The organism is Paraburkholderia sp. PGU19 (genome assembly GCF_013426915.1).
In the GTDB taxonomy this organism is placed as follows: Bacteria; Pseudomonadota; Gammaproteobacteria; order Burkholderiales; family Burkholderiaceae; genus Paraburkholderia.
This window is the reverse complement of the sequence record NZ_AP023182.1, coordinates 1,061,473-1,076,024: the sequence shown is the minus strand read 5'-3', so window position 1 is coordinate 1,076,024 and position 14,552 is coordinate 1,061,473. Positions and strand designations below refer to the sequence as shown.

Annotated in this window: 10 protein-coding genes and 3 pseudogenes; 4 read left to right on the top strand and 9 right to left on the bottom strand. The window is 60.8% G+C overall.

The window, feature by feature from the left end:
- The first annotated feature begins 239 nt into the window (after positions 1-239).
- A complete protein-coding gene (locus tag H1204_RS52195; RefSeq protein ID WP_243469019.1) occupies positions 240-401 on the top strand; it encodes a hypothetical protein in 162 nt (53 codons plus the stop codon).
- 213 nt (positions 402-614) lie between these two features.
- A complete protein-coding gene (locus tag H1204_RS52190; protein WP_243469018.1) occupies positions 615-1,094 on the top strand; it encodes a hypothetical protein in 480 nt (159 codons plus the stop codon).
- Between the two features lie 96 nt (positions 1,095-1,190).
- On the opposite strand, the gene H1204_RS45285 is transcribed toward H1204_RS52190, so the two are convergent.
- The 3 genes and pseudogenes from H1204_RS45285 to phaZ form a co-directional block, all read right to left on the bottom strand.
- Positions 1,191-1,346, bottom strand: coding sequence for a hypothetical protein (locus tag H1204_RS45285; RefSeq protein ID WP_180735475.1), 156 nt, complete (start codon positions 1,344-1,346; stop codon positions 1,191-1,193).
- Between the two features lie 338 nt (positions 1,347-1,684).
- Positions 1,685-2,049, bottom strand: a pseudogene (locus H1204_RS45280) (choline ABC transporter permease subunit); the annotation flags it as partial.
- A 370-nt stretch (positions 2,050-2,419) separates the two neighbouring features.
- A complete protein-coding gene (gene phaZ, locus H1204_RS45275; RefSeq protein WP_243469017.1) occupies positions 2,420-3,661 on the bottom strand; it encodes a polyhydroxyalkanoate depolymerase in 1,242 nt (413 codons plus the stop codon).
- A gap of 448 nt (positions 3,662-4,109) precedes the next feature.
- On the opposite strand from phaZ, the gene H1204_RS45270 reads away from it, so the two are divergent.
- Positions 4,110-5,906: an alpha/beta fold hydrolase gene (locus H1204_RS45270; RefSeq protein ID WP_180735473.1), complete on the top strand. Its 1,797-nt coding sequence runs from the start codon at positions 4,110-4,112 to the stop codon at positions 5,904-5,906.
- A 611-nt stretch (positions 5,907-6,517) separates the two neighbouring features.
- On the opposite strand, the pseudogene H1204_RS45265 reads toward H1204_RS45270, so the two are convergent.
- The 3 genes and pseudogenes from H1204_RS45265 to H1204_RS45255 form a co-directional block, all read right to left on the bottom strand.
- Positions 6,518-6,619 (bottom strand): annotated as a pseudogene (locus H1204_RS45265) (dodecin domain-containing protein); the annotation flags it as partial.
- A gap of 572 nt (positions 6,620-7,191) precedes the next feature.
- Positions 7,192-7,776: a hypothetical protein gene (locus H1204_RS45260; RefSeq protein WP_180735472.1), complete on the bottom strand. Its 585-nt coding sequence runs from the start codon at positions 7,774-7,776 to the stop codon at positions 7,192-7,194.
- A gap of 47 nt (positions 7,777-7,823) precedes the next feature.
- Positions 7,824-8,027: a hypothetical protein gene (locus tag H1204_RS45255; protein ID WP_180735471.1), complete on the bottom strand. Its 204-nt coding sequence runs from the start codon at positions 8,025-8,027 to the stop codon at positions 7,824-7,826.
- Here H1204_RS45255 and H1204_RS45250 point away from each other — a divergent pair.
- Positions 8,026-8,163 (top strand): annotated as a pseudogene (locus tag H1204_RS45250) (PRC-barrel domain-containing protein); the annotation flags it as partial. The gene H1204_RS45255 and the pseudogene H1204_RS45250 sit on opposite strands and share 2 nt — an antisense overlap.
- 75 nt (positions 8,164-8,238) lie before the next feature.
- On the opposite strand, the gene H1204_RS45245 reads toward H1204_RS45250, so the two are convergent.
- From H1204_RS45245 to H1204_RS45235, 3 genes are read right to left on the bottom strand one after another with little or no spacing between them, the layout of a single operon-like run.
- Positions 8,239-8,694, bottom strand: coding sequence for a hypothetical protein (locus H1204_RS45245; protein ID WP_180735212.1), 456 nt, complete (start codon positions 8,692-8,694; stop codon positions 8,239-8,241).
- Position 8,695: 1 nt separating this feature from the next.
- The gene (locus H1204_RS45240; protein WP_180735470.1) at positions 8,696-13,231 is read right to left on the bottom strand and encodes an RHS repeat-associated core domain-containing protein; all 4,536 of its coding nucleotides are present in this window, start codon (positions 13,229-13,231) and stop codon (positions 8,696-8,698) included.
- Between the two features lie 26 nt (positions 13,232-13,257).
- Entirely contained in the window at positions 13,258-14,547 is a 1,290-nt protein-coding gene (locus tag H1204_RS45235) for a hypothetical protein (protein ID WP_180735469.1), read from the bottom strand.
- Positions 14,548-14,552 lie beyond the last annotated feature (5 nt).

Here is a 14,552-nt window from a genome sequence, read left to right as displayed (position 1 = left end):
CGATTCCGATGTCAGTGACGCGAAGTATTATGAGCTGTCGGCCAGCCGCTCGAGGGACCTGTCTGACTTCCGCGCGCGCCTCAAGCTCGCGCCCCAGAAGCTGCAGGATATCGGTTTTCTCAAGAGCTTCATGGTTCGCAACGACTTCGTCCACAGCGGTTCAAGCCCATCCTGACGCGCACGACTATGATGTAAGAGGACATGGCCGCCTTCGAAAAGGGGAATGAAAGATGAGCCCTGTGGTCGAAACACCTCCCGACGCAACCGAAGAGCCGGAACGCAAGGCAACCCCGCATACGGCCGTACTCGAGCCCGACCGCCGCAAGGACACTGAGCTCCCGTCCGGCCTTATTCCGGAGAAGGACGCGGTGCGCATGGCGGGCTATCCCGGCATCATGTAACTCGGCATTCGCGCTCTGGAGCCGCTGCGTCTCGGCGACGAGGTGCCATACTACGAGGTCGCGATTCACGGAACGGTTTATCGTGGGCTGGCGCGCCCTGTTCCCGGCCAGAGTCCGCAAGCCGATACCCGCGACCTGAAATACGGGCTTGCGCGTTCCTGTGCGCAAGGCCTACAGGTCGCCGGACGGACGCTCGAACCATCGCCGGGAGCGATGCCAAACACGCCGCGCGCGCTGGTGCGCGAACTTCAGGAGGTAACGGGCCTGTCCATCGGAGACATCGTCGATAAGGCGTACAGCATCCTGAATTACCGTCGTCACCACGGCGCACGCTATCCAGACTCGATGGAACCCAGGGGTTACCGGTTCAGAGAACTGTTTCTGATGTCGGTCGACACCGACGGCAACCTGAAGACGTTCTATGAAACACCCGCGGGCGTGGACCCCGAAAAATGGACGTACTTCCTGCGTGTGCTTGACCGCAAGGAGTGTGATTCGCTGCGCCAGTACGCGGTCTCCGGCATGATTCACAGGGAGTACGGAGAGCCCGGCACGCAGGCCATTCGCGAGGCGTTACGCCTGCGTGACGGGGAGCTCCGCCATTTCCCGCCGATGTCGTACGTGCCCTTCGTGGAGCTTTTCCCGCTGGAATTCCCGACACTCGAGCGGACCGTAGGCGGCCAGCGGCGATAGCCCAGGCTACCGGGAACGGGCACGTACCTGTTCCCGGTATTATCGTACCGCAAACAGAGGGTCGGCCTAATCGTAAATATCTTAAGCTTCAGATATTCACGAATCACGGCCGACCCTCAACATGGATCGAGTCTCGATGGCCAGACGCGCGACTACGCCCGCAAAGTCGAACTGGCCGGCCGCAGCGCCGCCGGGACGAAGGCTGGCGAGATCATTCAGTGAGCCCGTCTGGACGGCGCCGACATCTGCCATGCGCATCGCCTGTGTCCCCGTTTCCGCGGGTACCGAGGTCGGCGAGCGAGATGACACCCACCAGTTCTCTGGGTTCACGCCCGGCGCTCAGGAACACACCACGTGCAGACGTATGTATCACGTAATGATATACGTTTTAAAACATCTTCGTTATCCTGATTGATATCAATGAAACTGCACCATATGCTGATTTTAAGGCACGGGAAACACCAGGAACCCCGTTGTCCAGGCGGGATGCTGTCAACATGCAATCCGCCGACTCCATTTTCTACAGGAGTCGTACCATGCCACTCTCTCGCCGGCGCTTCATGATACTTGCCGCATCCGTCGCATCGACGAACCGGGCGGACGATCGCAGTGACCCATTTGCTCTTCGTCGCCCAGATGCCGATCGGGATGCCGAGCACGAGGCTGACAATTGTTCGATGACAGTGTCAGGCCAAGCGTGATGACCGTCTGGTCCCAGAAGCCCGTCCCATAGATCAGCAAAAGCGACGCTGCCGTGAATAGTGCAAAGCGCCAGCCCACGCGCCAGACGATAGCGACGAAAAACGCGATCATCGGCCACATTGGCACGGCCTGAAGCCCATGCTCAACAAGCGCTGCCAGCCCTTCGATCGCGCGACCGATCGCGTCGAACGTATTCGCGTCGTTATCGAGAAGATCATGAACGGAATGGTCGCCCAACTACCGGTGGAATCATTTCAGACGCGAGAACCTCGCGCACGCGTGATTGCCTTCAGGATGAGCGCACGGTCGACCGAGCAGCAGTAGCAGCCGTCGTTGTCCACCCTCGAAGAGGATGGCGAGTTGACCTCCCTTAGCGACCTGGGCCAGTTCGCAAACCGCAAGTCGGCCTTCGCGTTTGCCGTGCGTTTTGGGACGACGAGCCGCTGCCCAATCCACCGTGCATTGTCCGGCATCGTCCAAGAAGACAAAGACCCTCGTGATCGCCTTGGCGTCCGAAAAGCCCGTTTCTTGACGGTACCCCGGTGTGATGCGGGCAGCCGCCGACACAGCCGCGCGAAAGCGCCCGGCGATGTGCCCTCGCCACGTAGCATGCACCTGCCCCGCTATCGAGCAGCGTCCGCGTGGTTCCGGATCAGATCGTGGATGGCGGGATAAGCTTCGGTCCGCCAGTGCTGCCCCGAGAAGAGATCGTAATGCCCGCAGTCTCGCAACGTCAGTTGCCGCCTGTAACGCGCGGCCATGCCCCGACACAGGTCGTGCGCGGCATGCGTCTGGCCACGACCGGAGATGTCGTCTGTTTCTCCTTCGATGGTGAGCAGCGCCGTCCCGTGGATGTCCTGCGGACGCACCAGCTGATCCCCAACTCGCCAACGTCCACGGGCGAGGCGGAATTCCTGGAACACGGTCTGTATGGTATCCAGATAGAACTCGGCCGGTATGTCGAGCACGGCGTTATACACATCGCAATCGCGCTGATGCGCCCGCGCACTGTCGACGTCGCCGCGAAGCAGATCGACGTAGTAGTCCCAGTGGCGACCTACGAGGCGGTCCGGGTGCGCCGCGACAAGACCGGCATGCTGCAGAAAACCCGGATACACCTTGCGCCCGGCGCCGGGGTATTGCTCCGGTACCGGGTGGATCAGGTTGTGCTGAAACCATGCAAGTGGGTGGCACGTCGCCAGACGGTCGATCGCGGTGGGGCTTCGTCGCGCGTCGATCGGGCCGCCCATCAGAATCAGGCTTTTAGGGGGCGACTCACCGGCGCTCGCCAGCAGCGAGACGGTCGCCAGCGCGGGTACGGTTGCTTGGCATACGGCAAGCACGTGCAAATCGTGCGCGCCGATATGACGGATAAACGCCTGCAATTGCAGCACATCGTCATCGAGGTGGAACGGCCCTTCGGCCACCGGCACGCGGCGCGCATCGTTCCAGTCGGTCAGGTACACGTCATGATCCAGCAAAAGCGATTCGACGACTTCATGCAGCAGGACCGCGTGATGACCTGCGAGTGGTGCACAAACCAGCACGACCGGCCTCTCATGCGGACCGGTGGTGACGCAGTTCCCCACCGTGTCGTGGAAGAAATGACGAAGACGACAGAATGGCCGTTCAAGCGCGACCTCTTCGATCACCGGGATGACCCGGCCGTCGAGATTAACAGAGGTCACGCCGAAGGCGGGCTTTGGGTACGCTTTCGCAATCGTCCATAGCAGTCCGCTGGCGGCAGCCATGCATTGTGCACCCGGGAAATGAGCGAGCGCGCTGTCGGGGCCGATCAGTGCGTTCGTGACTTCCGCAGCGCAGGCCGCCCACGGTGCCAGCAGCGCACGCTGATATTCGACCATCTGGTAAAGCATAGGGATCCCAGTAAGAACGTCAGGGCATTGCGAGTGTCATTAGTTTCGTTGCGGTCAGGGTGATGAAGTTCCGCGCTTGCCCCGGCGCGATGCAGTGGATTGTTATGTGGCTCGTGGCCGGGACGCGGCAGTCGCTGGATGTGCCACGAGTCTGCGCGAAAGCCCGGCTTGCCAACTTCAAATATAGGTTGAGCGAGCATGCCCGCAAGGGCTCAACAGCAATCCGGACGCGCGGTTCAACGGCGGCTTGTATCTCGCTTTCGTCTGATTTGCCGCGGGCTCGCGCTCGTCTGTTGCTTTCACGCCGGTACCAGGTGGTGTGCATCACTACCTCCTTGGCATAACAATTGCACGGCCAGTTCATTGAGGGCCGCGACAAGCACCGCGGCCATCGCTCGTTGTCCAATCAATACCAGTAGCACCACTGGAGTGACTGATGGCCGACATCGCGATAAGACCAGGACCTTCTGACGCATCGTGCCCGCCGGAGGCCCCGGCACGCCCGGACGGTGAGACGCGACAGTCGGAGACTCTTTCTGAGGCGCTTACGCAGCTCGACCGGTCCGTGTATGCCGCGCTTGCCCAGGCTGCGGGCGGCGGCTCGCCCGCCTCGCTGTCGCTGGCATGGTTCGACTGGGCGCTGCATCTGGCGTGCTCACCAGGCAAGCACCATGCGCTCGCGACTCGCCTCCTGACGGACTGGCACGGCCTCCTGACCGGCGCGCAGATGAGCAACGGGCATGGCGGCGACCCGCGCTTCGACGATGCGCAGTGGGACCATTGGCCGTTCAAGGTGCTGCGCGACATGTTTGCCCAGTTTGAATCGTTCTGGCACGAAGCCACCACTGGCGTACCCGGGGTTTCTCCGCACCACGAGCAGGTAGTGAGTTTCGCTGCGCACCAATGCACCGACATGCTGTCACCGGCGAACTGCTGGTGGCTCAATCCCGTGGTGCTGCGGGCAGCCGCAGAAACTGGCGGCCGCAATTTCCTTGATGGTGCGCGCAACTGGCTGGAAGACCAGGACGATCTGCTGGTGAAGTCCGTGCCTTCCTCAAGGCACGGACATACTCCCGGCAGTGGTGTCGGGCGGGACGTCGCAATCACGCCGGGCAAGGTCGTCTACCGCAACGGGATCATCGAGCTGATCCAGTATCAGTCGCAGACCTCATCAGTCTGGCGTGAGCCAGTATTGATCATCCCGTCGTGGATATTGAAGTACTACATTCTCGATCTTTCGCCGCACAACTCGCTTGTTCGCTATCTTGTCGAACACGGGCACACGGTGTTCATGATTTCCTGGCGGAACCCCCGCAACGAAGCGCGGGATGTCGGCCTGAACGACTATCTCGAACGGGGTCTGTTCGAGGCACTGGCGCAGGTGCGTCGCATTACTGGCGGGACACCGGTGCACGCAGCAGGCTATTGCCTCGGCGGCACGCTACTGACGATCGGCGCCGCCGCACATGCTCGCGAAGCCCGGTCCGGGTCTCCTGTCCTGAAAACCATGACGCTATTCGCCGCGCAGACCGACTTCGGCGAACCCGGCGAACTTGGTCTGTTTATCGACGCGAGCCAGCTCGCCTATCTGGACGCATTGATGTGGAAGCAGGGTTATCTGGACGGCAAGCAGATGGCCGCTGCGTTTCAGCTGCTGCGCTCGCACGATCTCATCTGGTCGCGGCTGGTGCGCGAATACCTGCTTGGCGTCCGCACACAACCCACCGAACTGATGGCGTGGAATGCCGATGGCACACGGTTGCCATACCGGTTGCACATTGAGACGCTCAGGTACCTGTACCTCCACAATGATCTGGCCGAAGGCCGTTATTGTGTGCACGGAAGATCGGTGCGGCTCGGTGACCTGCAACTGCCGATTTTTGTCGTGGGTACCGAACGCGACCACGTATCGCCGTGGCGTTCGGTGTACAAACTCCACGCGCTGACCAATACGGAGATGGGTTTCGTGCTCACCTCGGGAGGCCACAACGCGGGTATCATTTCGGAGCCTGGCCACACCGGACGCCGTTACCGTTTCGGCATGCGGCGCGATAGCGATCCGTACATTGACCCGGACATGTGGCTGGCAGCGATGCCAGCGCAATCCGGCTCATGGTGGCCGTGCTGGCAACAATGGCTTGCCGCGCGCTCCAGTAAACAAATTGCACCGCCGTCAATCGGCGCGGGTACGACGCTGGATGATGCGCCCGGCAAGTACGTGCTCGAACACTGAGCGCTCCAGTCGGTGCCGCATTCCCTGTGCCATTGCACAGGGATGTCGGACTTGACCTTGACCTACGGTCCGGTCGCTGGAGTCCGGGGCTTTCCCCGGTGCCCTCACGGACATGCACGAGCCCAAAACCTTGGGATAATGAATGCGCCCGGGCCTTTCACGACCACCAAAACGATTCCTTGCAATAGTGCATCAGCGGGCCATCGTCGCACGACATAGGCTCGATGCGAGCCGCCATCCTGGCGAAACGGCGCCATCGACAAAAAACCTGTAATTGCACCGTCCGAGGACTCGCGTTGACATGAACGCCGTGGCTGATCTCGCCAAACGAGATCAGTTTCGAATTGGAGCCGTCCGCGAAGACCTCGACGCAAATGCCGCAAGGTGAGCCACTGCCACGCAGGACAAGCGCCGGGGCGCCGACTTCGTCGCCGTGCGCGGCGCACGACCGCTCAATCGAAACCCGGTTAGGCTAGACGCGCCACCTTGTGTATCGGCAGCCCTGCGTACGCTCCAGAGCAAACGATCGATGGTCGTTGCCGGAGGCTGACCTTCTGACGAGCAAAGCCTCGTCTATGCGGGCTTTCCACTCCAGTCCGCAAGTCAACCGCTCAGGTTTCGTACTTGAACGACAAGGACACTCGCGCGCGGTATTCAACGACCTTGCCGCCATCGACCTTCATGTCGAGCTTGCAGACTTCGGCGACACGCAGCAGGATATTGAGGTCGGGACCGTGTTGATCGCGTGCTTTGTCTGATTCAGGCTGGCGGACACCACCAGGACTGCGCGCCCCGATCAGATGGCATGATGGCGATGGCGGAAAAAGAAGCCAGACGTCCCGCTGCTGGCACTTCTGAAGACGCCTGGCTCTGTATACAGTTCGGCGCTGTCCGTACAAGGCGCCGCGCTGACAGTTCCGAAACAGCCCCATGCGGGTTTCAGAACTGCGTCTGAATAGCAGCATCCCGCATGCCCGATGTGTGATGTAGTGAATCTTTTGGTAGGCACCTCAGTCAGGGGTCACGCGTGAGTCCCGACGGATCGACGTCGGAGATGGTTAATGGAATCGTCGGCAGTCGCGTCAGCCCCGCACCCGCGCGTGGGGCAGTTGCACCCGATGATGACCGTCACTGCTAAATTATCCTCTGGTTCGAGGAAGCGTCTGTTGCAATATCTCGTCCTTGGCCCGACGGAATTGGTCAGATAGCGAGAAAATATGGCCGTCAGCAGCTCGCCTCGCGTTGTGAGAATGGCTGCAAAGCGAGATGTGAATTCTGCCGGTGACTACTTGCTCGTTCCGGGCATGACGGTTATCGCAACCGCTTCGGTATGCACAATCTGAACCTGATCACCCGCGCGTATGTTCTTCAACTGCCCGGGGTCTTCCACGAACACATTCTCCGTGCCTTGCGGCCCTTTTATTGTGATCTGTTTCCCCTTTGCATCAACGGCAACAACATCGGCCACTACCGTCACTTCACGACTGATTGTGCCCCCGGGTTTGGTCCCGGACGCGGCCGGCAGTAAGATCTGCCGCTCCTGGGTAGACCGCACGCCGCTTGATTTTGTGAGACTCAGCGACATCGTGACCCGATGCTGGGTAGTGATCACATCGCCAACCTTGAGCTGATCAAAGTTGCGCACCTGCTCGCCCGCCTTAAGTACCTCGACCCGGCCGTTCTTGTCGTTGAGCGTGACGGTCCGGGTCGCCGGCTCAATGGCAACGACCGTGGCAATGACCGTTGACGTTCCTATCACGGTGGTCTTGTCTGTTCCCTTTCTGATCTCCACAGACGTCTCTGGCTGGGCAAATGCCGGGCAGGTCATCATGGCGACGGCCGCCGCCACAAGGAAATACTGGATCTTCATTGCCGTGCTCCCTGGATCGGCTATATCCCGCTACGACCCGCAAGGGGTCATGTTTCTGGCGCGATAACAATTGCAGTTATATCATTCGTTCGTCGCGCGAATGCAGCAATGACAACGGCCCCCTGGAAGAGCGTCATCAGCCGCTCGGCCTGACGTACAGGCTTGAGCCCCATCTCGACGATCGCCTGAATGGCCTTGAATCTGTGAAGTCTTCGTGTATTCAAGAGCGCGGACGGCGACGTCGTCGGCATGATCAAGGAGATCGTGCTCGACGTGCGCTCCGGCCGTATAGCGTACGCGGTGCTGGCAAGCAGCGGCTTTCTCGGTATCGGCGGCAAGCTGCTCGCGATCCCGTGGCGCACGCTAACGGTAGACAGGTCGCGCGAACGTCTTGGGCATCGTCCAAGTTTCCCGGCTCAGGTCCACGACCGAACGATAGGTCTAGACCCGGGTCGCATCGAGTTACCACTTCTCCTGATGCCCGAAAAAGCACCGTTCAATGGTGTCTGTGATCGCTTCCCGACTGCAACCCATTTTGATCAGGTAATCGACGAACAATGGAAACACGTCGATGTTCGAGTCGAGATGGTCGACATCGTATTTCCTCAACATGAGTCGAACGGCACGTGCGTGCAGATGCTCATCCCTAGGTCCGCCTGCGTCGATAAACCTCGACATCGATGCATACTCCACGTTGATTGCCGATGTAGGGAAGTTCTCGAACGGCACAAATTCTGACCAGAACGCTTCGGCAACGGAAGCCGCTTCCTTCACGGCAGGACCCGCAGAATCGATGAACAGTGCGGACAGCTTTACCATGCAAATCATGACTTGCTGATAAAAATACTCGCTATTGTTGTCGACATGTTCGTTGACGACATTTCGCAAGGCAACGTCCAGCCGGGTGTCGGGTTTCATGTTATTCCACAGGGGGATATTCCGGGATAATTCCAAAAAATTCAGTCAACGGTTCACATGTTTTGCATACGGCCTTGACCTTGCCATGTCTCTTGTCGACCGTCACGTTGAGCGTCTTTATCGTCGCTCCGTTCAACGAATAGCCGGCCTTCAACGCCTTGTTGATCGCATCGACTTCGGCACAGTATCCGTGCCAATCTTCAACCACGTGCGAATGCTTTATTTCGTCGAGTACGCGCCTTAGTTGCGGATGATAGTCCGCCGGACGCACGTTCCCGCTCACACCTTTAAAAGTCGTCGTTCCAATCGACAGAAACGATACGGCACCACTCGTCTTCCCTGCAGATCGCAATCTGTTTGCGAATCGCAAGAGAGATTCCAGCCCCAACGGGTCTATCCACGCAAGGACATTAGGCCCATAGCTGAATGGATTCAGTCCGCCTACCAGGCCAAGTGGATCTTCACTAATGAACTGTCCAATTGACGGATCGAAATACCGATGCCGGTTGTAGTGCAGGTTCGACTCATGGTCGAAGTACTGACCCTGTAGCCTGATCGGCTGCTGCACCCGCTCGACTTCGATACTATCGACACAGCCCGTTGCACCAAAGCGCGCTGCCCATGCGATGTTTCCATCCCGATCGTGCATGCGTACCGGCGCGCCATTCGGATCGGTCTGGAAAAAATATACGGCAGCCACTCCTTTCCCTAAGCCGCGTGCCGCCTGCATCTCTGTCGGTTCCGCCGAAAGATCGCAATACATTGCCGCGAGCGGCCGGAGCGTGCCCGGATAATAGACCCATTCACGCGCGTGACAAACGCGCGATCCAGGACCCGCGCCCGCCCAGGCTCGACCCGACAATGAAGGCTGCGGCGCATGTCGTCCGTCATGGTCCGTCGTAGATTCGCCCACGAGCGTATCGCCGTCCCAGAAGAAGCGACTCGCGTGCGACAGTGAGAATGAAGAATCGGCATGCCCACTCGCGAACGGGTTCGTGCCGTGCCCGGCATGCACCGTCTTGCGTACCCGCCGGTTGAAGGCATCGTATGCATAGTGCGTCTGAACGCGGACAACGCCGCCGGCTGTGCCGTCCGTAGCGGGCCGGATCACCTGCACGTCGGCCAGCTGGCCGGCGCCGTCCCATCGTAGCGTCAGGTCCTGTTCGGCGTCCTGCTTGCGAACCATGTTGCCAGCGCGATCAAACGCGTAGAAGCAGCCGTCGTATTCTCCGTCGCGGTGCCACGTATTCGCGGCACCGCGCTCACGAATACGCGTGCGCAGCAGATCGCCCGCCGGGCTACGCAAAAATGGGTGCAGCGTGTCGGTCGGGTCGAGATGAGCGGTCAAACGTCCCACCGGGTCGTACTGGAATCGCTCGATGTTTCCACGCAGATCGCGCTTGCCTGACAGTTCACCGTTCGGATCGTATGTGTACTCGTGCGCAAAGAGCGCGCCGGTGCCTGACAGCAACGTCTGTGTGGCAAGCTGACCACCCGTTGTGTATGAAATCTCATGCCGCAACTCCGCGCCAATATATTCCACGCGGACTTGCCGGAGCGGATCACGCTCGAAAACCACGGGTGCGGCGTCGTCGATTTGAATCGACTTCACGTCATCGCGCGAATCATACGAATAGCGAACCGTGTGTTCGACAGTTTCACCTCCAGCAAGGAGCCGGGTTCTGCGCTCGGTGCGATTGCCGGTTGCGTCGTAGCTACTGAAAATCGTGAACGCGTCACCCTGCTTTTCTTCGACAATCCGTCCTTCCGCGTCGTAGCGCATTTCGACCACGCTGTCCGGATTCTCCGCCCGGATCAGGTTGCCACTGCGATCGTAAGTCAATGCGTCGACGCGTATTCCGCCTGGCTGCTGCGCGTCCGGCACGTTCTTTCGCACAAGACGTCCCAGCGCGTCGTAGACGTATCGGATCGTCTGCCCCAAAGCATCGCTACTGCACAGCAGTTCGCCTGCCGCTCCATAATCGTAGCGCCGAGGTTGGCCCCAGTAATCGATCTCCTCGACAATTCGCCCCAGGGCATCGCGTCTCAACTCATAGAGCTGACCGCACTCATTGATTACGCCAACCAGCTGCGCTTCTGTGTCGTATCTGTATTCGACGACATTGCCATCGGGCGTCAGAAGCCTGCAAATCTGCCCTGGCGACGTATATTCCATCTGCGTCACGTTGCCGGCCGGATCACGATATCGAATCAGATTGCCGTCCGCGTCATAGCCGCAATGAACCTCACGCCCATCCGGTTCGATCGCCCGCGTCAGCCTGAGGTTGTGGTCGTACTCGTAGCAGCTCGTCTGACCGAGAGGATCGATGGCCTGAATCAGATTGCCGCGCGCATCATGCACGTACTGATGGCGATGATTCAGCGCATCCGTGACCCGTTCGAGGTTGCCGTCGCAATCGTAGTCGAAGCGCGTCACGGCCCCACGAGGTCCCGTGTGCGAGATCAACTGTCCATGTGCGTCATACGCATAGTGCGAGGTCGCCTGTGCAGGGCTCGTCTGCCCGAGCAGCCTGACTTGCGCATTCCATTCGAGTCGCCACTGCCGGCCACCCGGCACCGTCATGCAGACGGGTCTCTGTTCGCCATCGTATTCGAGCTGCACCCGGCTGCCATCGGGCAGCGTCTGCGCGAGCAGATTGCCGCAGGCGTCGTACTGCCACCGCGTAATGCGGCCTGTCGGGTCGATTTCGGAACTCGTGTGCCCCCACGCGTCGTAGCTGTAGCCCGACACGCCGCCAAGCGGATCGATCCGCGCCACTGGCATGTCGCGTTCGTTGAGTTGCATGACCGTCATATGCGCGAGCGAATCGGTGATCCGCACCTCCCGACGCGCGCGATCGTAAGCGAACCTGTAGTCGAGCACGCCGTTGTCGCCCCATGCGCGATCGACCTGCCACACGCCGTTATCATACTGATGGTGATAGTAGAACGAATCGCCGCGCGGGCTCGTATGGCGCACCATCAAGTGCCCGTTGGCGTACTCGAAGCAATACGGCTGTGCGTTTGCGTCGCTAACTGCAGTCAGGTTGCGCTCCGGGCTGAGTTCGTAGCTGACAAGAGAATGCGCGCGGCCGTCCGCATCGATCAGGTTCAGCGCTTTCCGCAACCCGGCGCGCGGCCCGCGCCCGGTGCCGCACTCAATCACGCGTTTCGTAACGACGTCGCGTTTCCATTCGACGACACGTGTCAGCGTCCTGTCGGGCTGCCGCTCGAACACCCATGCATTGCCATAGAGATCCGCCATGCGGTCGATCAGGAGTTCCAGCGGCTCGACGCAATTGCGCAAGTCGACAGTACGTTGGCATGATTCAGGCAACGCAAATCCGTATTCGATGCCCTTGCGCGTGCGCAACACCAGGCGATTCTCGAGACGGTACAGCGCGTAGCCGTTTTGCCAGTCATACACACGACTATCCCAGCCGATGCCGTCGGGCAGCGTATCGAATGCCGTCGCATGATCGGGAAAGTAGGCAGCCGCGCCCACTGCTTCCTCATGGCGCATCAGTTCGAGCCGTATATCGGCGGGTGTCTGCCAGCCGGTGCCGAACGAACCGGCATACGTGCAACGGCTCGCGTAACAGCGAGCCCAGACTAACGGCAGTCGGCCATACACAGTGAAGTCTTGCTGCTGAACGATGACCTCGCCCGTGGTCACGTCCACGGGCTCGGCCTCCAGCACCTTGCAACGCAAAAACCCGGACTTCAGATGCAGTTTGTCCGCGAGCTTGCGGGCGAAAGCGGAGCCGCGGAACGCCCTGAACAGCGCCGAGCCGAACGCAAACATGTTCATGACGGGCGGGCCGCCCACCAGTACGGGCCGCCCGGCAGGGATCGGCAGCATCACCGATGTCGGCATTGACAGGTGAGTGCGCGTCGTATGGGCGCCGTTGTGCGCGGGCGGCTCGAGCCCAACACTCCAGCAGCTCATCGCCGGCAAGGCCATGAACGACATCGGGTCGTTGTTGGCCACCACGGTCCGGCTGCCCATGTAGGATTCCGCGTCGTTGGACGGTTTCGGATCGGGTGCTCCGAAGGCCTCGCCTAGGGGAAAGTGCAAGCCGGGCACATGAAACGTGTGCGTGCCTGCCGTTGCGCGCAGCAGGCCGTTCACGAAAATCGGACGCCCCCTCGTGCTGCCCATGCCGACGCCTGCGCCTAATGCGTTAGCCACTGCGCCTTCTTTTTCATCGAGTGCGGCGGCGCCCGCAATCAGCGAGTTGCTCATGAGCTTCTGTTGCACGCTCGCGAGTTCCTTGCCCGCATGATCGAGCGTATCGGTGAGTTGCCGAGCCGTATCGGGATGATCTTCGAGGTAGTCGGTCACCCGTTCTTCGACAAACGTGAACACAATGCTGCCGATCACACCGAGCGCCGCGTTCACGTATTCGCGCAGATCGAGCACGAAGCCGACATGCGGATGAGGCAGCGGCACAGGCACAGGCTCGGGCGCGATCACGACACTGTGCACGTCCACGCCGATAACGGGATCGAGGTGCCTGACTGCGGGCAATGCCATCGCCGTGTTTCTCCCCTGCTCCTGGTTCAGCCGTCGGAAAAAAGCACGTCGAACCGCTCGTCGAGTTCGCGTCGCTGTCTGCCGGATGCGCCTGTGTGCTGGATCATCCACTCGGCCGCGAGCCGAAGATTGCTGTTCGCGCGTTGCGACGCTTCGATGCCGAGCCCGGCATCCAGCGCGTGGAATCCCGCCTCCAGCGCGTGGTCGCGCTCACCAGAACGATGCCAGCACAGCGCGCTCATTCGCCACGCCTCGACGCCGAGAACGGGATCACGCGCCGCCGCCGCCGCGGCAGCGGCGCGTTCATAACACTGGGCGGCATAAGGGTGCGCGTGCCTCATCAGATGCACGCTTGCCTCGCCGAACAGCGCGTTGACGGCGAGCTTATGGCCCGCGGGATGGTTTTGCGCGACCGCCTGCGAGGCCGCCGCGCCCGCCTCGCGATAGGCCGCCAGCGCGCCGTCGAAATCATGCCGCTTCAGATGCGCGGATGCCGCCAGCAGATGCACGACAACAACCTGATCAGGCCAGCGCTCGGCCTGCGCGATCTGCAATGCCGCCGCGCGCAACAATTCGAGCTTCGCCGGATCACCATGACCGACGGCCTCGGTCAGTTCGACGAACAGACGCCGGAACCCGCCGCTCGAACCGCGCTCGCCCGACTGCGCGAGCAGTTCTCGCCCAAGCCCTTGCATCGCATATCGGCCGTGGATGATCCGGACGGCGGCCGGCCGGCGTGCGGCGAGCCGCGCAAACGGCTCCGGATCGATTGCAGGCAGCACGATACGCAAGCGTCCGCTCAGCGCGGGCAACCGGTTCAGCGCCTGCAGCAGATGTTCCAGCCAGTGCTCCAGTGCGGCATGGTCGCTCACTTCGTCAGGCTGAAGGACCAGCACGATGCCCGGAAATACATCCGGATGATGGTCCATCAGGCTGCCGAGCACCGCGAGCAGATAACCCGTCGCCGCGTCTCGCGCCTGGCCCGCCGCAAACGATGCATCTTCTCGCGGCGCTTGCCAGTCGGCTCGCATGCCTTGCGCAGCGGACGCTTCGCGCCGCGCGTCATAGAAGCGGATCACTTCTTGACTGAGCATGCGCGAATACTGGCTTCCATCGACGAAGGAATCGTGCATGTCGAACACACAACAGCCGACGTCCTGCTGCCCCTGAAAATAGAGCTGGACGATCTGCGCATCGGTCTCGTCCGTTTGCCAGATCATGACGCGCGCATCGCGGGCGCGCGCGAAACACAGCCAGTCCTCATGCGCGAGCATCAGGCGTCGTTCGACGGGATTGTCCGGTTGCCAGTTGTCCATGCCTC

Coding starts and splice junctions, on each gene's coding strand:
- H1204_RS52190 (WP_243469018.1), top strand. CDS start 615: ATGCCAAACACGCCGCGCGCGCTGGTGCGCGAACTTCAGGAGGTAACG.
- H1204_RS45285 (WP_180735475.1), bottom strand. CDS start 1,346: ATGGCAGATGTCGGCGCCGTCCAGACGGGCTCACTGAATGATCTCGCC.
- phaZ (WP_243469017.1), bottom strand. CDS start 3,661: ATGGTCGAATATCAGCGTGCGCTGCTGGCACCGTGGGCGGCCTGCGCT.
- H1204_RS45270 (WP_180735473.1), top strand. CDS start 4,110: ATGGCCGACATCGCGATAAGACCAGGACCTTCTGACGCATCGTGCCCG.
- H1204_RS45260 (WP_180735472.1), bottom strand. CDS start 7,776: ATGAAGATCCAGTATTTCCTTGTGGCGGCGGCCGTCGCCATGATGACC.
- H1204_RS45255 (WP_180735471.1), bottom strand. CDS start 8,027: ATGCCGACGACGTCGCCGTCCGCGCTCTTGAATACACGAAGACTTCAC.
- H1204_RS45245 (WP_180735212.1), bottom strand. CDS start 8,694: ATGAAACCCGACACCCGGCTGGACGTTGCCTTGCGAAATGTCGTCAAC.
- H1204_RS45240 (WP_180735470.1), bottom strand. CDS start 13,231: ATGGCATTGCCCGCAGTCAGGCACCTCGATCCCGTTATCGGCGTGGAC.
- H1204_RS45235 (WP_180735469.1), bottom strand. CDS start 14,547: ATGGACAACTGGCAACCGGACAATCCCGTCGAACGACGCCTGATGCTC.